The organism is Streptomyces sp. NPDC001933 (assembly GCF_042890955.1).
Lineage (GTDB): Bacteria > Actinomycetota > Actinomycetes > Streptomycetales > Streptomycetaceae > Streptomyces.
The window spans coordinates 896,242-913,826 of record NZ_JBIASS010000001.1; the positions used below are offsets into that span (position 1 = coordinate 896,242).

The window sequence follows — 17,585 nt, forward strand, 5'->3', positions numbered from 1 at the left end:
TCGGGCGGTGTCCGTATGTTGGAACGAAGTATCCGCTTCTTGAGAAGCGCCCCATTATGTAATCTGCACGAAATTTCGCAGAGGGCCAACGTCGTCCCTCGGCACTGCATATGCCACGACGACGACGGGAGAGCCAATGCGCATCGACGCCTGGGCGCCCATGGACGGTCGCCCCGCCCAGCAGGGGATGTACGACCCCCGTAACGAGCACGACGCCTGCGGTGTCGGGTTCGTGGCCACTCTGACCGGTGTGGCCGGCCATGAGCTGGTCGAGCAGGCGCTGACCGTGCTGCGCAATCTCGAACACCGCGGCGCCACCGGATCCGAGCCCGACTCCGGCGACGGCGCCGGGATCCTCCTCCAGGTGCCGGACGCCTTCCTGCGCGAAGAGACCGCCTTCGATCTCCCCGAGGTCGGTGCCTACGCCGTCGGAATCGCCTTCCTGCCCGCCGACGACTCCACCGAGGCCGTCCGCAAGCTGGAGAAGATCGCAGCCGAGGAGGGCCTCAAGGTCCTCGGCTGGCGCCAGGTCCCCGTCACCCCCGACATCCTCGGCAACGGCGCCCGCGCCACCATGCCCGAGTTCCGTCAGCTCTTCGTCGCGGACGGTGAGAGCACCGGCATCGCCCTCGACCGCAAGGCCTTCGTGCTGCGCAAGCGCGCCGAGCGGGAGGCCGGGGTGTACTTCCCCTCGCTCTCCGCCCGCACGATCGTCTACAAGGGCATGCTCACCACCGGGCAGCTGGAGCCGTTCTTCCCGGACCTCTCCGACCGCCGCTTCGCCACCGCGGTCGCCCTGGTCCACTCGCGGTTCTCCACCAACACCTTCCCGAGCTGGCCGCTCGCCCACCCGTACCGCTTCGTCGCGCACAACGGCGAGATCAACACGGTCAAGGGCAACCGCAACTGGATGAAGGCCCGCGAGTCCCAGCTCGCCTCCAGCCTGTTCGGCTCTGCCGACAATGGACACAGCGGCGAGGCACAGCTCGACCGGATCTTCCCCGTCTGCACCCCCGACGCCTCCGACTCCGCCTCCTTCGACGAGGTCCTGGAGCTGCTCCACCTCGGCGGCCGCTCGCTGCCGCACTCGGTGCTGATGATGGTTCCCGAGGCGTGGGAGAACCACGACTCGATGGACCCGGCCCGGCGCGCCTTCTACCAGTACCACTCCACGATGATGGAGCCCTGGGACGGCCCGGCCTGCGTCACCTTCACCGACGGCACCCAGGTCGGCGCGGTCCTGGACCGCAACGGTCTGCGCCCCGGCCGCTACTGGGTCACCGACGACGGCCTGGTCGTGCTCTCCTCCGAGGTCGGTGTCCTGGACATCGACCCCGCGAAGGTCGTCCGCAAGGGCCGCCTCCAGCCCGGGAAGATGTTCCTCGTCGACACGGCCGAGGGCCGGATCATCGAGGACGACGAGATCAAGGCCGCCCTCGCCGCCGAGCAGCCCTACGGAGACTGGCTGGAGACCGGCGAGATCGAGCTGGAGGACCTCCCCGAGCGGGAGCACATCGTGCACACGCACGCCTCCGTCACCCGCCGCCAGCAGACCTTCGGCTACACCGAGGAAGAGCTCCGCGTCATCCTCGCGCCGATGGCCCGCACCGGCGGCGAGCCGCTCGGCTCCATGGGCACGGACTCGCCGATCGCCGCGCTGTCCGAGCGCCCCCGGCTGCTCTTCGACTACTTCACCCAGCTGTTCGCGCAGGTCACCAACCCGCCGCTGGACGCCATCCGCGAGGAGCTCGTCACCTCGCTGCGCTCCACGCTGGGCCCCTCGGGCAACCTGCTGGAGCCGACCGCCGCGTCCTGCCGCAGCGTCACGCTGCCGTTCCCGGTGATCGACAACGACGAGCTGGCCAAGCTGATACACATCAACGCCGACGGCGACATGCCGGGCATGAAGGCCGCCACGCTCTCCGGCCTCTACCGGGTCGGCGGCGCCGGCGAGTCGCTGGCCGCGCGGATCGAGGAGATCTGCACCGAGGTCGACGCGGCCATCGAGGACGGCGCCCGTCTGGTCGTCCTCTCCGACCGGCACTCCGACGCCGAGCACGCGCCGATCCCGTCGCTGCTGCTCACCTCGGCCGTCCACCACCACCTCATCCGCACCAAGCAGCGCACCCAGGTGGGGCTGCTGGTCGAGGCCGGGGACGTCCGCGAGGTCCACCACGTCGCCCTGCTCATCGGCTACGGCGCAGCCGCGGTCAACCCGTACCTGGCGATGGAGTCCGTCGAGGACCTGGTCCGCGCCGGTACGTTCATCGAGGGCATCGAGCCCGAGAAGGCCATCCGGAACCTGATCTACGCGCTCGGCAAGGGCGTCCTGAAGGTCATGTCCAAGATGGGCATCTCGACGGTCGCCTCCTACCGGGGCGCCCAGGTCTTCGAGGCCGTCGGCCTGGACGAGGACTTCGTCGCGAAGTACTTCAACGGCACCGCCACCAAGATCGGCGGCGCCGGCCTCGAAGTCATCGCCAAGGAGGTCGCCGCCCGGCACGCCAAGGGCTACCCCGCCTCCGGCATCTCCGCCTCGCACCGCGCGCTGGAGATCGGCGGCGAGTACCAGTGGCGCCGCGAGGGCGAGCCGCACCTGTTCGACCCGGAGACGGTCTTCCGGCTCCAGCACGCCACCCGCAACAAGCGCTACGACATCTTCAAGAAGTACACCGACCGGGTGAACGAGCAGTCCGAGCGGCTGATGACGCTGCGTGGTCTGTTCGGCTTCAAGAGCGACCGCGAGGCGATCTCGATCGACGAGGTCGAGTCCGTCTCCGACATCGTCAAGCGCTTCTCCACCGGCGCCATGTCGTACGGCTCGATCTCCCGCGAGGCGCACGAGACCCTCGCCATCGCCATGAACCAGCTGGGCGGCAAGTCCAACACCGGTGAGGGCGGCGAGGACGCCGACCGGCTCCACGACCCGGCGCGCCGCTCGTCCATCAAGCAGGTCGCCTCCGGCCGCTTCGGTGTGACCAGCGAGTACCTGGTCAACGCGGACGACATCCAGATCAAGATGGCGCAGGGCGCCAAGCCCGGCGAGGGCGGCCAGCTGCCCGGCCACAAGGTCTACCCGTGGGTCGCCAAGACCCGGCACTCCACCCCGGGTGTCGGTCTGATCTCGCCGCCGCCGCACCACGACATCTACTCCATCGAGGATCTCGCCCAGCTGATCCACGACCTCAAGAACGCCAACCCGGCGGCCCGCATCCACGTGAAGCTGGTCTCCGAGGTCGGCGTCGGCACGGTCGCCGCCGGTGTCTCCAAGGCGCACGCGGACGTCGTCCTGATCTCCGGCCACGACGGCGGAACGGGCGCCTCCCCGCTCACCTCCCTGAAGCACGCGGGCGGCCCCTGGGAGCTCGGCCTCGCCGAGACCCAGCAGACGCTGCTGCTCAACGGCCTGCGCGACCGCATCGTCGTGCAGACCGACGGCCAGCTGAAGACCGGCCGCGACGTCGTCATCGCCGCACTGCTGGGCGCCGAGGAGTTCGGTTTCGCGACCGCGCCGCTCGTCGTCTCCGGCTGCGTCATGATGCGCGTCTGCCACCTGGACACCTGCCCGGTCGGCATCGCCACCCAGAACCCCGTCCTGCGCGAGCGGTTCTCCGGCAAGGCCGAGTACGTCGTCAACTTCTTCGAGTTCATCGCCCAGGAAGTCCGCGAGATCCTCGCCGAGCTCGGCTTCCGCACGATCGAGGAGGCCGTCGGCCACGCCGAGCTGCTCGACACCGACCGTGCGATCACGCACTGGAAGGCGCAGGGCCTCGACCTGAAGCCGCTGTTCCACGTCCCCGAGCTGCCCGAGGGCGCGGTCCGCCACGCGCGGATCGAGCAGGACCACGGCCTCGCCAAGGCGCTCGACAACGAGCTGATCAGGCTCGCCGCCGACGCCCTGAACGCGGACAGCGCCGAGAGTGCCCAGCCGGTCCGGGCCCAGATCGCGATCCGCAACATCAACCGGACCGTCGGCACCATGCTCGGCCACGAGGTGACGAAGAAGTTCGGCGGCGCCGGTCTGCCGCAGGACACCATCGACATCACCTTCACCGGCTCCGCCGGCCAGTCCTTCGGCGCGTTCGTGCCGAGCGGGGTCACGCTGCGCCTGGAGGGCGACGCCAACGACTACGTCGGCAAGGGCCTCTCCGGCGGCCGGATCGTCGTCCGCCCCGACCGCGGCGCCGACCACCTCGCCGAGTACTCCACCATCGCGGGCAACACCATCGCCTACGGCGCCACCGGCGGCGAACTGTTCCTGCGCGGCCGCACCGGTGAGCGGTTCTGCGTCCGCAACTCCGGCGCCACCGTCGTCTCGGAGGGCGTGGGCGACCACGGCTGCGAGTACATGACCGGCGGCCACGCCGTCGTTCTCGGCGAGACCGGACGCAACTTCGCCGCGGGCATGTCGGGCGGTGTCGCCTACGTCATCGACCTGAACCGCGACAACGTCAACGTCGGCAACCTCGGTGCCATCGAGGTCCCCTCCGACACCGACAAGCAGTGGCTGCACGACGTGGTGCGCCGCCACCAGGAGGAGACCGGATCCACGGTCGCCGAGAAGCTGCTTGCCGAGTGGGACACCGCCGTGACCCGCTTCAGCAAGATCATTCCGTCCACCTACAAGGCAGTGCTCGCCGCCAAGGACGCCGCTGAGCTCGCCGGTCTCTCCGAGCAGGAGACCACCGAGAAGATGATGGAGGCGGCGACCAATGGCTGACCCCAAGGGCTTCCTGACCACCGGGCGCGAGGTCGCCGAGACCCGCCCCGTGGGCGAGCGTGTCAAGGACTGGAACGAGGTCTACGTTCCGGGCTCGCTGCTCCCGGTCATCAGTAAGCAGGCCGGCCGCTGCATGGACTGCGGCATCCCGTTCTGCCACAACGGCTGCCCGCTCGGAAACCTCATCCCCGAGTGGAACGACTACGCCTACCGCGAGGACTGGTCGGCCGCGTCCGAGCGTCTGCACGCCACGAACAACTTCCCGGAGTTCACCGGGCGTCTCTGCCCGGCACCGTGCGAGTCGGCGTGCGTGCTCGGCATCAACCAGCCGGCCGTCACCATCAAGAACGTCGAGGTCTCCATCATCGACAAGGCGTGGGGCAACGGTGACGTCACCCCGCAGCCGCCCGAGCGGCTCTCCGGCAAGACCGTCGCGGTCATCGGCTCGGGCCCGGCGGGACTCGCCGCCGCCCAGCAGCTGACCCGGGCCGGCCACACCGTCGCCGTCTACGAGCGCGCGGACCGCATCGGAGGCCTTCTCCGGTACGGCATCCCCGAGTTCAAGATGGAGAAGTCGCACATCAACCGCCGTATCGAGCAGATGCGCGCGGAAGGCACCAAGTTCCGCACCGAGACGGAGATCGGCCGGGACATCGACGCCGCCAGGCTCCGCCGCCGGTACGACGCGGTCGTCATCGCCGCAGGCGCCACCGTCTCGCGCGACCTGCCCGTCCCGGGCCGTGAGCTGAACGGCGTGCACTTCGCCATGGAGTACCTGCCGCTGGCCAACAAGGTGCAGGAGGGCGACCTGACGGTCTCCCCGATCACCGCCGAGGGCAAGCACGTCGTCGTGATCGGCGGCGGCGACACCGGCGCCGACTGCGTCGGCACCGCCCACCGCCAGGGCGCGCTCTCCGTCACCCAGCTGGAGATCATGCCCCGGCCGGGCGAGGACCGGAACGCCAACCAGCCGTGGCCGACCTTCCCGATGCTCTACAAGGTCACCTCGGCGCACGAGGAGGGCGGCGAGCGGGTCTACTCCGTCTCCACCACCCACTTCGAGGGCGATGAGGACGGCAACGTCCAGGCGCTGCACCTGGTCGAGGTGGAGTTCAAGGACGGCAAGCTGGAGCAGAAGCCCGGCACCGAGCGGTCCATCCCCGCGCAGCTGGTCACCCTCGCCATGGGCTTCACCGGCACCGACCAGGCCAACGGTCTGGTCCAGCAGTTCGGCCTGGAGCTCGACGAGCGCGGCAATGTCGCGCGCGACGGGGAGTACGCCACCAACGTCGACGGAGTCTTCGTCGCCGGTGACGCCGGCCGCGGCCAGTCCCTCATCGTGTGGGCCATCGCCGAGGGCCGCTCCGCGGCCCGCGGGGTGGACCGCTTCCTGACCGGAGCCAGCGCCCTGCCGGCCCCGATCCGCCCGACGGACCGTGCACTGATGGTCTGATCACGGCATCACGGCACACACCGACGTCCCGCACAACGGCGTGCGGAACTGAACGCGGCGCCTGCCCGTCCCCGACCGGACGATTCGGCAGGCGCCGCGGCGCGTCCGGGGGCCGGTCGCACCGGCCCCCGGCTCAGCCCGTCAGCGCGGAGGTCTTCAGCACCACCAGCAGCACCAGCACGGCGAGCAGCACCACACACGAGGCGGCCTGGACCACCGTACGGCGCTTCGCCGGGGCATAGGCGTACGCCACGGTGACGATGCCGCCCGTCAGGAGCCCGCCCAAGTGGCCCTGCCACGAGGCGAATCCGGCCGAGATCACCATCCAGATCAGGAAACCGGCCATGAACCGGTTCACCGCCCGCATGTCACGGCCCAGCCGGCGGTTGATGACGTAGAACGCCGCCCCGAGCCCGAAGATCGCGCCCGAGGCGCCCACCGTGCCGTCGAACGGCGCGATCAGATAGACCAGGACCGAACCGCCCAGCGCGGACAGCAGGTACAGCGCGAGGTAACGGGCCCGGCCCAGCTGCTCCTCCACCACCCGGCCCAGGTTCCACAGCGCGTACATGTTGAACAGGATGTGCAGCACCCCGAACGGCAGCGAACCGAAGGACGACCCGCCCGGCGGCAGATGCAGGAAGGCCCCGGTCATCAGCCGGTACCACTCACCGCCGACCAGCCCGACCACATCGAAGCCGGGGAAGTCCCCGCCCTCGTAGACGTAATGCTCGCCGTCCGGGCCGTCCAGCCCCGCACCGAGCATCGCGAACCGGTCGACGATCCCCGGACTGACCAACTCGCCCAGATACGCCGCGATGTTGAGCCCGATCAGCACATACGTGACGATCGGCACCATGCTCCTCGGCACCGCGCCGCCGAACACGGTGCGCGCCTGCCGGATCGAACGCTGCCCCTCCTTCACACAGTCCACGCAGTGGTGGCCGACCGCGGCCTCACGCATGCAGTCGGGGCAGATGAACCGTTCGCAGCGGGTACAGCTGACATACGTCTCGTACGACGGATGGCGATAACAGGTGGTGACCGCGGCCTCCACGGCAGGCTCCTTCACGGGTGAGCGGACACGAGCGGCCGGTGGGGACGGCGGCAGATCAACATAGCGAACACCGCCCGGCCGGGGCATGCCCGGGTGGCTTACGCTCGACCTCCCCGGACGTCGAGGATCGGAGAAACCGCATGGCCGGCTCACCCGCCGCCGCAACAGGCCCGGCCATCAGCCTCCGCAAGATCGAGGAGAGCGCCCCCGCGCTGGTCAGCCTCTACAAGAGCGCCTCGGTGTCGCTGACCAAGCACCGCATGAGCGGCGAGCGCGCCGCGGTCTATCTGGTGCTCGACTACTCCGGCTCCATGCGGGAGTACTACAAGGACGGCAGCGTCCAGGCCCTGGCCGACCGGGTGCTGGGGCTCTCGGCCCATCTGGACGACGACGGCCGGGTCCCCCTCGTCCTGTTCTCCACGGAGGTCGACGCCGTCACCGACATCGCCCTGGACAACCACCGCGGCCGGGTCGACGCGATCGTGGCCGGTCTCGGGCACATGGGCAGGACCAGCTACCACCTGGCCATGGACGCCGTCATCGACCACTACCTCGACAGCGGCTCCACCGCGCCCGCCCTCGTCGTCTTCCAGACCGACGGCGGCCCGATCAGCAAGCACGCGGCGGAACGCTACCTCTGCAAGGCGGCGAAGCTGCCCCTGTTCTGGCAGTTCATCGGCTTCGGCGACAAGCGGAGCAATCAGTTCGACTTCCTGCGCAAGCTCGACGAACTGGCCGTACCCGCCAAGCGCCCGATAGACAACGCGGGCTTCTTCCACGCCGGACCCGACCCACGCAAGGTGCCGGACGCCGAGCTGTACGACCGGCTCGTCGCCGAATTTCCGCAGTGGCTCGCCACGGCCCGGACCCAGGGCATCGTCAAGTGACGGCCCGGGTCCTGCGGGCGGCCGACCGTACGGCCACCCCCTGGAAGAACGGCGGGGGAGTCACCCGGGAGATCGCGGCACACCCCGAGGGTGCGCCGATGGATGCCTTCGACTGGCGGGTCAGCCTCGCCGAGGTGACCGAGGACGGGCCGTTCTCCACGTTCCCCGGCGTCGACCGCACCCTGACCGTGGTCGAGGGCGCCGGCCTGGACCTCGTGGTGGACGGTGAACACCACATCGTCGACGAGCCGTACTGGCCGCACGACTTCCCCGGTGACCCGGCGACCGACGGCACACTGCTCGGCGGCCCGGTCGTCAACCTCAATGTGATGTGCCGCAGGGGGCGGACGAGCGCGGCGGTCGCGGTGGTGCGCGGCACCGTGCGGCTGGCGGCGCCCCCGGGCGGGGCGGTGCTCGCCATCGCGCTGGAGGACGGCGCGGTGCTCGACGGTACGGAGCTCGAACTCGACCGCTACGACGCGCTGTTGACACGGGACGAAACGGCGGGGGTGCTGCGGACCCACGGGTGGGCGCTGCTGGTCACCCTGTCGGAGCGATGAGACGGGCGGTACGGATGGGCCGAAGGGTGGACCGGTCGGCGCGGGCCGGGAAATCAGGACGGAAGGTGTCGGGTATCCAGGATTCCATGGGCGCATGACATCGAGTTCCTGGGAAGACTTCCGCTCGGCCGAGCCGGACTTCGCCGAAATGGTCCGGGCCCGCTTCCAGCTCTACAAGCACCACGTCCTGGCGACCCTGCGCAAGGACGGATCGCCACGCGTGACCGGGCTGGAGGTGGACTTCCGCTTCGGCGAGGTGTGGCTCGGCATGATGCCGAACTCGCGCAAGGCGCTGGACCTGCTGCGCGATCCGCGGTTCGCGGTGCACGCCAACCCCGGACCGGACGCCGAGATGGCCGACGGCGACGTCCGGATCTCCGGCCGCGCCGTGGAGATGACCGACCCCGCCGTGCTGGCCCGCTTCATCGAGGAGGTGAAGCCGCCCGAACCCTTCCACCTCTTCCGCGTGGAGCTGACCGAGGTGGTGCACACCGGGCTCGAAGGCGGCGACACCGTGATCATCCGCACATGGTGCCCCGGCCACCCGCTGCGCACCTTCCGAAGGGGCAACGACGACCGCTCACTGAGCGAAACCACCTGAGAGCCTGTCGGCGGGCCGGGCGGCGGGTGCGGCCGGCCCGTCGGCGAGCACCCGCGCCCGGCACGCCCCCGGCGTCCCCCACGCGTCCCGCAGCGGCCGCGCCTTCCGCAGCCACAGCGCCAGATCCAGCTCCTGCGTGTACCCCACCGCACCGTGCAGCTGCAGCGCCGCCCCGGCCGCCGCGTACCCCGCCTCGCCCGCCGTCACCTTGGCCGCCGCCACCTGCGCACCGGCGTCCGGCGCGTCACCGGCGAGCGCGAGCGCCGCCCCGTACAGCAGCGGACGGGCGAGCTCCAGCCCGATCAGGGTGTCCGCCAGCCGGTGCTTCACCGCCTGGAAGGAGCCGATGGCCGCACCGAACTGGGTGCGCTGCTTCACGTACTCGACCGTGGTCCGCAGCAGGGTCTCGCCCGTGCCGAGCGCCTGCGCCGCCGTCGCGAACGCCGCCCACCCGGCCGCCCGCGCCGCCGCCCCGGCCACCCGGGCCCCCGAGGCGAGCAGCTCCCCGCCCGGCTCGGGGCGCCACAGCCGCCGCGCGGGGTCGGACGACACGCTGAGCACCCCGGGCCCCGGCGCCAGCCGCAACTCGTCACCGCTCACCGTGAACACCGCGTCCACCGCGTCCGCGTCCAGCGCGTACGGCCCGTGCCCGTCCATCCGGAGCGTCGCCGACGCCGCGCCCGACGCCAGCCGGGGCAGCCACTCCTCGGCCGCCGGGCCGCCCACGTCCGCCAGCAGCACCGCCGCCGCGACCGTCTCCACCACCGGCCCCGGCACCGCGTGCCGCCCCAGCTCGGTGAAGGCGACCGCGAGTTCGACCGGCAGCGGGCCGACACCCTCGTACGCCTCCGGCACCGCGAGCGCGAAGACCCCCGCCCCCGCCAGCCGGGCCCACAGCTCCTTGCCCGGTCCGTGGTCCCCGGCGGCCCAGGCCCGTACCACCGAAGGGGTGTCCGCGGCGGTCAGCATCGCGTCCAGCGAGCGGGCGAACTCCCGCTGCTCGTCGTCCAGGAGGAAACGCATCAGCGCCGTCCCTTCGGCAGGCCGAGCAGCCGCTCGGCGATGATGTCGCGCTGGATCTCGTTCGTGCCGGCGTAGATGGGGCCCGCGAGGGAGAAGACATACCCCTCGGACCACTCGGAATCGGCGAGTTCCGCGTCCGGGCCCAGCAGATCCAGTGCGCTCTCGTGCAGCGCGATGTCGTACTCGGACCAGAACACCTTGTTCAGGCTGGACTCCGCGCCGATGGTCGCCCCGGCGGCGAAGCGGGAAGCGTTGGCGGCGGTGAAGAGCTGATACGCGCGCGCCCCGATCACCGCGTCCGCCACCCGGTCCCGCATCGCCGTGTCCGAGGGGTCTCCATGGGTGCGCCACAGCATGGCCAGCCGGTCGGCGGCGGCCAGGAAACGGCCGGGGGAGCGGAGCGTCAGCCCCCGCTCGTTGCCCGTTGTCGACATGGCGATACGCCAGCCCTGGCCGGGCTCCCCGATGACGTCCTCGTCCGGTACGAACACCTCGTCCAGGAACAGTTCGGCGAAGGCCGGCTTGCCGTCGAGCCGCCCGATCGGCCGGACCGAGACCCCGGGCGCCGACAGGTCGAACATCAGATACGTCAGCCCGTGGTGCGGTTTCGCCGTGCCCGGATCGCTGCGGAAGATGCCGAACGCCCGGTCCGCGAACGCGGCCCGCGAGGACCAGGTCTTCTGCCCCGAGAGCAGCCAGCCGCCGTCGGTGCGCACCGCCCGCGAACGCAGCGACGCCAGGTCCGAGCCCGACTCCGGCTCGGACCAGGCCTGCGCCCAGATCACCTCGCCGCTCGCCATCGACGGCAGGACCCGGGCCCGCTGCTCGTGAGTGGCGTGGTCGAAGAGCGTCGGGGCGAGGAGGTTGATGCCGTTCTGCGAGACCCGGCCGGGGCCGCCCGCCGCGTAGTACTCCTCCTCGAAGACCAGCCACCGGAAGATGTCGGCGCCCCGGCCGCCGTACTCGGCCGGCCAGGAGACCACCGACCAGCGGTCCGCGTACAGCCGCGCCTCCCACTCCCGGTGCGCGGCGAAGCCCTCGGCGGTCTCCAGCGACGGCAGCGGTACGGCGGGCACGTTGGCCCGCAGCCATTGGCGCGCCTCGTCCCGGAACGCCGCCTCCTGCTCGGTGCCCGACAGATCCATCAGCCGTCCGCCTTCTTCTTCATCGAGGCGATGTCCATGCCGCCGAGCGAGTCGGCCGCCGTCTCCGCGTTGTGCGCGTGGGCGAGGTGGTGCAGCCCGAAGACGGAGTCCATCCCGGTGTGCATCCCCTGGAGGTCCTCGGCCTGGTTGACCGCACGCTTGGTGAGCGCCAGCCCGAGCCGCGGCATCTCGGCGATCCGCAGCGCCAACTCGTGGGTGCGGTCGGCGAGTTCCTCCCGCTCCACCACCTTGTTCACCATGCCGACCTCGTACGCCCGGCGGGCGCTCATCCGGTCGCCGGTGTAGAGGAACTCCTTCGCGATCCGGGGCGGCATCACCCACGGGTGGGCGAAGTACTCGACGCCGGGGATGCCCATCCGCACCACCGGATCGGCGAAGAAGGCGTCCTCGCTCGCCACGATCAGGTCGCAGATCCAGGCGAGCATCAGCCCGCCGGCCACGCAGGCGCCCTGGACGGAGGCGATGACCGGCTTCGGCAGCTCGCGCCACCGCCTGCACATGCCCAGATAGACCTCCGACTCGCGGGCGAAGCGGCTCTCCGCGCCGGCCTTGTCGGAGTGGTCCCACCACAGGCCCGCCCGGCGCTCGAAGGGCAGATGCGCGTCGCGCTCCGGCGTGCCGATGTCATGGCCCGCGGAGAAGTGCTCCCCGGCGCCCGCCAGCACGGCCACCTTGACCTCGGAGTCCTCGGCGGCCCGGTAGAACGCGTCGTCCAGGGCGTAGGTCATGGCCGAGTTCTGGGCGTTGCGGTAGCGCGGGCGGTTCAGCGTGATGTACGCGACCGGGCCGCGGCGCTCGTAGAGCACCGGGCCGTCCCGGTGGCCGGAGGCGGAGGGGTCGTGGGCAGAGGGCATCGGCTCATCCTTCCCTAACAAGTGTTTGGTAGGTTAACGTACGGGCACGAGCACCGTCGAGGATCCGAAGGGCCGGGACCGAGGAGGTACGGGCGTGAGCGCACCGCAGTACGTATCCGGGCACGGGCTGCTGGCCGGCCGCACCGCCGTCATCACCGCGGCCGCGGGCGCCGGTATCGGCGGCGCCACCGCCCGCAGATTCCTGGAGGAGGGCGCCCGCATCGTCATCGGCGACGCGCACGCCCGCCGGCTGAAGGAGACCGAGCAGGCGTTCGCCGAGGAGTTCGGCGCGGACCGCGTCGCCGCACTGCCCTGCGACGTCACCGACGAGACCCGGGTCCGGGCCCTGTTCGAACTCGCCGAACGGACCCACGGCGGCCTCGACATCGTCGTCAACAACGCCGGCCTCGGCGGCACCGCCGAACTCACCGAGATGACCGACGAGCAGTGGACCAAGGTCCTAGACGTCACCCTGAACGGCACCTTCCGCTGCACCCGGGCCGCCCTGCGTTCCCTCAAGGCGGCGGGCCGCGGCGGCATCGTCGTCAACAACGCCTCCGTCGTCGGCTGGCGCGCCCAGAGCGGCCAGGCCCACTACGCCGCCGCGAAGGCCGGTGTCATGGCGCTCACCCGGTGCGCCGCGATCGAGGCCGCCGAGTACGGCGTACGCGTCAACGCCGTCGCGCCCAGCCTCGCCATGCACCCGCACCTGGTGAAGGTCACCTCCGCCGAACTCCTGGACGAACTGACCGCGAAGGAGGCCTTCGGCCGGTACGCCGAGCCGTGGGAGGTCGCCAACGTCATCGTCTTCCTCGCCAGCGACTACTCCTCGTACCTGACCGGCGAGGTCGTCTCCGTCAGCAGCCAGCGTGCCTGAGCGTGCGGCGGCCGGGTGCGCGGCGGCCGGGCGTGCGGCGGCCGGGCGTCGGGCGGCCGGGCGGAGAATGGTCGGGTGCCTACCAAGAAGAAGCCCCAGGTGACCCCCTCGCCCGAGCGGCGCCGCGAACTGCTCGCCACCGCCGCCGAGGTCTTCGCCGCCCAGGGATACAACGCCACCACCGTCCGCAAGATCGCGGACGCGGCCGGGATGCTCGCGGGCAGCCTCTACTACCACTTCGATTCCAAGGAATCGATGCTCGACGAGATCCTCTCGACCTTCCTCGCCGAACTCTGGGAGGGGTACGACACGGTGCTCGCCGCCCGGCTGGCCCCCAGGCAGACCATCGAGGCGCTCGTCACCGAGTCCTTCCGGGAGATCGACCGGCACCGTGCCGCGGTCGCCATCTACCAGAAGGAAGCCAGGCACCTGGCCACCCAGCCACGCTTCCAGTACCTCGCCGACTCCCAGCAGAAGTTCGAGAAGGCCTGGCTCGGCACGCTGGAACGCGGCGTCGCCGACCACAGCTTCCGCGCCGACCTGGACATCCGCCTCACCTACCGCTTCGTCCGCGACACGGTCTGGGTCGCGGCGTCCTGGTACCGGCCGGGCGGACTGCACAGCCCCGAGGAGATCGCCCGCCAGTACCTCTCGATGGTCCTGGACGGCATCGCCCTCGACACCTGACCCCACCCGCGCTCACCAAGGAGCAGCAGTCATGGCCGAGGCATACATAGTCGAAGCGGTACGCACCCCGGTCGGCCGGCGCGGGGGCGGCCTCGGCGCCGTCCACCCCGCCGACCTCGGCGCCCATGTCCTGAAGGCCCTCGTCGAACGGACCGGGATCGACCCGGCGGCCGTGGAGGACGTGGTCTTCGGCTGCCTCGACACCGTCGGACCGCAGGCCGGCGACATCGCCCGCACCTGCTGGCTGGCGGCCGGACTGCCCGAGGAAGTCCCCGGCGTGACCATCGACCGCCAGTGCGGCTCCTCCCAGCAGGCCCTGCACTTCGCCGCCCAGGGCGTCCTCTCCGGCACCCAGGACCTGGTCGTCGCGGGCGGCACCCAGTCCATGACACAGATCCCCATCGCCTTCGCCTCCCGCCAGGCCGCCGAACCCCTCGGGCTGACCGAGGGCCCGTACGCGGGCAGCGAGGGCTGGCGTGCCCGGTACGGCGACGCACCGGTCAACCAGTTCCACGGCGCCCAGCTGATCGCCGAGAAGTGGGACATCAGCCGCCAGGACATGGAGGAGTTCGCGCTCCGCTCCCACCGGCACGCGATCCGCGCCATCGACGAGGGCCGCTTCGCCCGCGAGACCGTCGCCCTCGCGGGCGTCACCACCGACGAGGGGCCGCGACGCGACACCACCCTGGAGAAGATGGCGGGGCTGAAGCCGGTCCTGGACGGCGGCACGATCACCGCCGCGTGCTCCTCCCAGATCTCCGACGGCGCCGCCGCCCTGCTCATCGCCTCCGAGCGGGCCGTGGCCGAACACGGCCTCACCCCCCGCGCCCGCGTCCACCACCTCTCGGTACGCGGCGAGGACCCGATCCGCATGTTGTCGGCACCGATCCCGGCCACCGCGTACGCGCTCAAGAAAGCCGGAATGACCATCGACGACATCGATCTGGTCGAGATCAACGAGGCATTCGCCCCCGTCGTCCTGGCCTGGCTGAAGGAGACCGGGGCCGACCCCGACCGGGTCAACGTCAACGGCGGCGGGATCGCCCTCGGTCACCCGCTCGGCGCAACCGGTGCGAAATTGATGACGACACTGCTGCACGAACTGGAGCGCACCGGCGGCCGCTACGGGCTCCAGACCATGTGCGAGGGCGGCGGCCAGGCGAACGTGACGATCATCGAACGGCTCTGAGCGCGGACCCGTCCGGACACGGCCGCCGGGCCGCCGCGACACCAGTCGCGACAAGGATTCCGGCGGCCTTTCGCGCCGCTCCCGGCCAGATACCGCAAGGGCCCGGACCAGAACACACCGACCGGCCGCGCGGCGTGTTCCCACCGCTCGCCGACGGAACGTGCTACGGTTGCCGAGTTGCAGTTTTGGTACCCATGAACTTTATGTGCGCCTGACGGGAATGCTTCCTCAGGCGCATTATTGTTTTCCGGCTTTCTCCGGATGGGGCTCAATGCGGCGACTTGAAATTCGTAAAGTGCGGATTTCCGGCACTGCACCTCTTTTAGGAGAATGACATGGCTACTGGAACCGTGAAGTGGTTCAACTCGGAAAAGGGCTTCGGCTTCATCGAGCAGGACGGCGGCGGCGCCGACGTCTTCGCCCACTACTCCAACATCGCCACCTCGGGCTTCCGTGAGCTCCAGGAGGGCCAGAAGGTCTCCTTCGACGTCACGCAGGGCCAGAAGGGCCCGCAGGCGGAGAACATCGTCCCGGCCTAATCGCCGGACGCGTACCTCGCAGCCGGGGCCCGCACCGTCAAGGTGCGGGCCCCGGTTTGTGCTGTCCCCGGGACATGCCGGAACAGGCGCGCCCGCCCACGGCGCCCGCCCCGGCGGCCCCATGCAGTTCCCCGCAGTCCCACGCAGTTCTCAGGAATCCCCAGGACTCCTCAGGAATCCCCCAGGAGGGCAATTCCGTATGACCCGCTCCGAACGCCAGGACCGACCCGCCCGCAACCGCCCGTCGAGGGGGCGCGGCACGGCCCCGGCACAGGCAACCGCTAAGGGTTCCGGCAAGGGATCCGGCAAGGCGTCGCCCCGTCGCAGGGCCACGCCGCCGCAGGGCGAATTCGCCCTGCCCGAAACCATGACCCCCGCACTGCCCGCCGTAGCGGCGTTCGCCGAGCTGGACATGCCCGCAGCCCTGCTGAAGACCCTTGCCGCGCAGGGCGTCACCGAACCGTTCCCGATCCAGGGCGCCACCCTGCCGAACTCGCTCGCCGGCCGGGACATCCTCGGCCGCGGCCGCACCGGCTCCGGCAAGACCCTCGCCTTCGGCCTCGCCCTGCTGGCCCGCACCGCCGGCCGGCGCGCCGAGCCGAAGGCCCCGCTGGCGCTCGTCCTGGTCCCGACCCGCGAGCTCGCCCAGCAGGTCACCGACGCGCTGACGCCGTACGCGACGTCCGTGAACCTGCGCCTGGCCACCGTCGTCGGCGGCATGTCGATCACCAAGCAGTCCGGCACGCTGCGCCGCGGCGCCGAGGTGCTCGTCGCCACGCCCGGACGGCTGAAGGACCTCATCGAGCGCGGCGACTGCCGCCTCGACCAGGTCGCCATCACCGTCCTCGACGAGGCCGACCAGATGGCCGACATGGGCTTCATGCCGCAGGTCGTCGCCCTGCTCAAGCAGGTCGAGCCGGACGGTCAGCGGATGCTGTTCTCCGCGACGCTCGACAAGAACATCGACCGGCTGGTCAAGATGTTCCTGACCGACCCGGTCGTGCACTCCGTGGACCCGTCCGCCGGCGCCGTCACCACCATGGAGCACCACGTGCTCCATGTGATCGACGAGACCGACAAGAAGGCCGTCGCCACGAAGATCGCCGCCCGTGAGGGCCGCGTGATCATGTTCGTGGACACCAAGCGCGCCGCCGACCGGTTCGCAAAGCGGCTGCTCGCCAGCGGCGTACGGGCCGCCGCCCTGCACGGCGGGCGCTCGCAGCCGCAGCGCAACCGGACCCTGGACCAGTTCAAGAACGGCCAGGTCACCGCGCTCGTCGCGACGAACGTGGCGGCCCGCGGCATCCATGTCGACGACCTCGACCTGGTCGTGAACGTGGACCCGCCGACCGACCACAAGGACTACCTGCACCGCGGCGGGCGCACGGCGCGCGCCGGGGAGTCCGGCAGCGTCGTCACCCTGGTGCTGCCGGAGGAGAAGCGGGACATGACCCGGCTGATGGCCGACGCGGGCATCGCCCCGAAGACCACCCGGATCAAGTCCAGCGACGAGGAGCTCACCCGGATCACCGGGGCCCGTGAACCCTCGGGCATCGCGATCGTCATAGAGGCCCCGCAGCCGACCCCGCCGAAGCAGCGCACGCGCTCGGGCGGGACCTCGGCGGGCGGCACCGGCTTCCGCTCGGGCAGCCGCGGCCGGGGCCGGCGCGGTGGTGCCGGACAGGGCGGCGGCGAGGCCCGCTCCACGGGCGGCGCCTCCCGCACCGCCGGCACGGGCGGCTCCGCGCGCGGCGCGGGCTCGGGCGGCGGCCGTGGCAACGGTGAGCCGCGCGGCACGGGTGCCGGGCGCTCCGGGGCCGGCCGCGGCGGCGCGGCGGCGGGACGCGGCCGCAGGGCCGCGTAGCCGCAGGCACACACGGCGGACAGGGCGGCGCCCGGATCTCTCCGGGCGCCGCCTACGCGTTCGCGGCTTCGGAACGTTCCACGCGGATCGTCGCGCCCGGATTCCTCC

At 71.1% G+C, this 17,585-nt stretch carries 14 protein-coding genes; 10 read left to right on the top strand and 4 right to left on the bottom strand.

What is annotated here, in order from left to right; translation table 11 throughout:
* Nucleotides 1-136 precede the first annotated feature (136 nt).
* Both gltB and ACFYY7_RS04000 read left to right on the top strand, forming a co-directional pair.
* On the top strand, nucleotides 137-4,720 hold the full coding sequence (gene gltB / locus ACFYY7_RS03995) for a glutamate synthase large subunit (protein WP_388656651.1): 4,584 nt from the start codon (nucleotides 137-139) through the stop codon (nucleotides 4,718-4,720).
* Nucleotides 4,713-6,173, top strand: a complete 1,461-nt coding sequence (locus ACFYY7_RS04000) for a glutamate synthase subunit beta (protein ID WP_388656654.1) — start codon at nucleotides 4,713-4,715, stop codon at nucleotides 6,171-6,173. Before gltB ends, ACFYY7_RS04000 begins: the two co-directional genes overlap by 8 nt.
* Before the next feature lie 133 nt (nucleotides 6,174-6,306).
* Here ACFYY7_RS04000 and ACFYY7_RS04005 read toward each other — a convergent pair whose 3' ends face one another.
* The gene (locus ACFYY7_RS04005; RefSeq protein ID WP_388656657.1) at nucleotides 6,307-7,230 is read right to left on the bottom strand and encodes a rhomboid family intramembrane serine protease; all 924 of its coding nucleotides are present in this window, start codon (nucleotides 7,228-7,230) and stop codon (nucleotides 6,307-6,309) included.
* 140 nt (nucleotides 7,231-7,370) lie between these two features.
* On the opposite strand from ACFYY7_RS04005, the gene ACFYY7_RS04010 reads away from it, so the two are divergent.
* The 3 genes from ACFYY7_RS04010 (at nucleotide 7,371) to ACFYY7_RS04020 (ending at nucleotide 9,278) form a co-directional block, all read left to right on the top strand.
* Nucleotides 7,371-8,117 carry a VWA domain-containing protein gene (locus ACFYY7_RS04010; protein ID WP_376312110.1) on the top strand — a complete coding sequence of 249 codons (747 nt, stop codon included), beginning with the start codon at nucleotides 7,371-7,373 and terminating at the stop codon, nucleotides 8,115-8,117.
* Nucleotides 8,114-8,677 carry a HutD family protein gene (locus ACFYY7_RS04015; RefSeq protein ID WP_388656660.1) on the top strand — a complete coding sequence of 188 codons (564 nt, stop codon included), beginning with the start codon at nucleotides 8,114-8,116 and terminating at the stop codon, nucleotides 8,675-8,677. Before ACFYY7_RS04010 ends, ACFYY7_RS04015 begins: the two co-directional genes overlap by 4 nt.
* Before the next feature lie 94 nt (nucleotides 8,678-8,771).
* Complete coding sequence (locus tag ACFYY7_RS04020; protein WP_388656663.1) at nucleotides 8,772-9,278, top strand: pyridoxamine 5'-phosphate oxidase family protein; 507 nt, start codon at nucleotides 8,772-8,774, stop codon at nucleotides 9,276-9,278.
* On the opposite strand, the gene ACFYY7_RS04025 is transcribed toward ACFYY7_RS04020, so the two are convergent.
* Genes ACFYY7_RS04025 through ACFYY7_RS04035 form a run of 3 tightly spaced genes read right to left on the bottom strand, consistent with a single transcriptional unit; the run spans nucleotide 9,258 to nucleotide 12,321 of the window.
* Nucleotides 9,258-10,301: an acyl-CoA dehydrogenase family protein gene (locus ACFYY7_RS04025; RefSeq protein WP_388656666.1), complete on the bottom strand. Its 1,044-nt coding sequence runs from the start codon at nucleotides 10,299-10,301 to the stop codon at nucleotides 9,258-9,260. The genes ACFYY7_RS04020 and ACFYY7_RS04025 overlap by 21 nt on opposite strands.
* Nucleotides 10,301-11,446: an acyl-CoA dehydrogenase family protein gene (locus tag ACFYY7_RS04030; RefSeq protein WP_388656669.1), complete on the bottom strand. Its 1,146-nt coding sequence runs from the start codon at nucleotides 11,444-11,446 to the stop codon at nucleotides 10,301-10,303. Before ACFYY7_RS04030 ends, ACFYY7_RS04025 begins: the two co-directional genes overlap by 1 nt.
* Complete coding sequence (locus ACFYY7_RS04035; protein ID WP_388656672.1) at nucleotides 11,446-12,321, bottom strand: enoyl-CoA hydratase; 876 nt, start codon at nucleotides 12,319-12,321, stop codon at nucleotides 11,446-11,448. The genes ACFYY7_RS04030 and ACFYY7_RS04035 overlap by 1 nt, the downstream gene beginning before the upstream one ends.
* A 94-nt stretch (nucleotides 12,322-12,415) precedes the next feature.
* On the opposite strand from ACFYY7_RS04035, the gene ACFYY7_RS04040 reads away from it, so the two are divergent.
* The 5 genes from ACFYY7_RS04040 to ACFYY7_RS04060 all read left to right on the top strand — a co-directional run bounded on the left by ACFYY7_RS04040 (nucleotide 12,416) and on the right by ACFYY7_RS04060 (nucleotide 17,477).
* Nucleotides 12,416-13,198 (top strand): SDR family oxidoreductase, encoded by a 783-nt coding sequence (locus ACFYY7_RS04040; protein WP_388656674.1) that lies wholly within the window; start codon nucleotides 12,416-12,418, stop codon nucleotides 13,196-13,198.
* 75 nt (nucleotides 13,199-13,273) lie between these two features.
* Nucleotides 13,274-13,885, top strand: a complete 612-nt coding sequence (locus ACFYY7_RS04045) for a TetR/AcrR family transcriptional regulator (RefSeq protein ID WP_351257727.1) — start codon at nucleotides 13,274-13,276, stop codon at nucleotides 13,883-13,885.
* 31 nt (nucleotides 13,886-13,916) lie between these two features.
* Nucleotides 13,917-15,074, top strand: a complete 1,158-nt coding sequence (locus ACFYY7_RS04050; RefSeq protein ID WP_358941841.1) for an acetyl-CoA C-acetyltransferase — start codon at nucleotides 13,917-13,919, stop codon at nucleotides 15,072-15,074.
* A gap of 335 nt (nucleotides 15,075-15,409) precedes the next feature.
* A complete protein-coding gene (locus ACFYY7_RS04055; protein ID WP_003969786.1) occupies nucleotides 15,410-15,613 on the top strand; it encodes a cold-shock protein in 204 nt (67 codons plus the stop codon).
* Nucleotides 15,614-15,812: 199 nt separating this feature from the next.
* Nucleotides 15,813-17,477, top strand: coding sequence for a DEAD/DEAH box helicase (locus ACFYY7_RS04060; RefSeq protein ID WP_266736623.1), 1,665 nt, complete (start codon nucleotides 15,813-15,815; stop codon nucleotides 17,475-17,477).
* Nucleotides 17,478-17,585 lie beyond the last annotated feature (108 nt).

Bases quoted from the DNA above. Each gene is read 5' to 3' on its own strand.
- gltB (WP_388656651.1), top strand. From the start codon at position 137: ATGCGCATCGACGCCTGGGCGCCCATGGACGGTCGCCCCGCCCAGCAG.
- ACFYY7_RS04000 (WP_388656654.1), top strand. From the start codon at position 4,713: ATGGCTGACCCCAAGGGCTTCCTGACCACCGGGCGCGAGGTCGCCGAG.
- ACFYY7_RS04010 (WP_376312110.1), top strand. From the start codon at position 7,371: ATGGCCGGCTCACCCGCCGCCGCAACAGGCCCGGCCATCAGCCTCCGC.
- ACFYY7_RS04020 (WP_388656663.1), top strand. From the start codon at position 8,772: ATGACATCGAGTTCCTGGGAAGACTTCCGCTCGGCCGAGCCGGACTTC.
- ACFYY7_RS04025 (WP_388656666.1), bottom strand. From the start codon at position 10,301: ATGCGTTTCCTCCTGGACGACGAGCAGCGGGAGTTCGCCCGCTCGCTG.
- ACFYY7_RS04030 (WP_388656669.1), bottom strand. From the start codon at position 11,446: ATGGATCTGTCGGGCACCGAGCAGGAGGCGGCGTTCCGGGACGAGGCG.
- ACFYY7_RS04035 (WP_388656672.1), bottom strand. From the start codon at position 12,321: ATGCCCTCTGCCCACGACCCCTCCGCCTCCGGCCACCGGGACGGCCCG.
- ACFYY7_RS04050 (WP_358941841.1), top strand. From the start codon at position 13,917: ATGGCCGAGGCATACATAGTCGAAGCGGTACGCACCCCGGTCGGCCGG.
- ACFYY7_RS04055 (WP_003969786.1), top strand. From the start codon at position 15,410: ATGGCTACTGGAACCGTGAAGTGGTTCAACTCGGAAAAGGGCTTCGGC.
- ACFYY7_RS04060 (WP_266736623.1), top strand. From the start codon at position 15,813: ATGACCCGCTCCGAACGCCAGGACCGACCCGCCCGCAACCGCCCGTCG.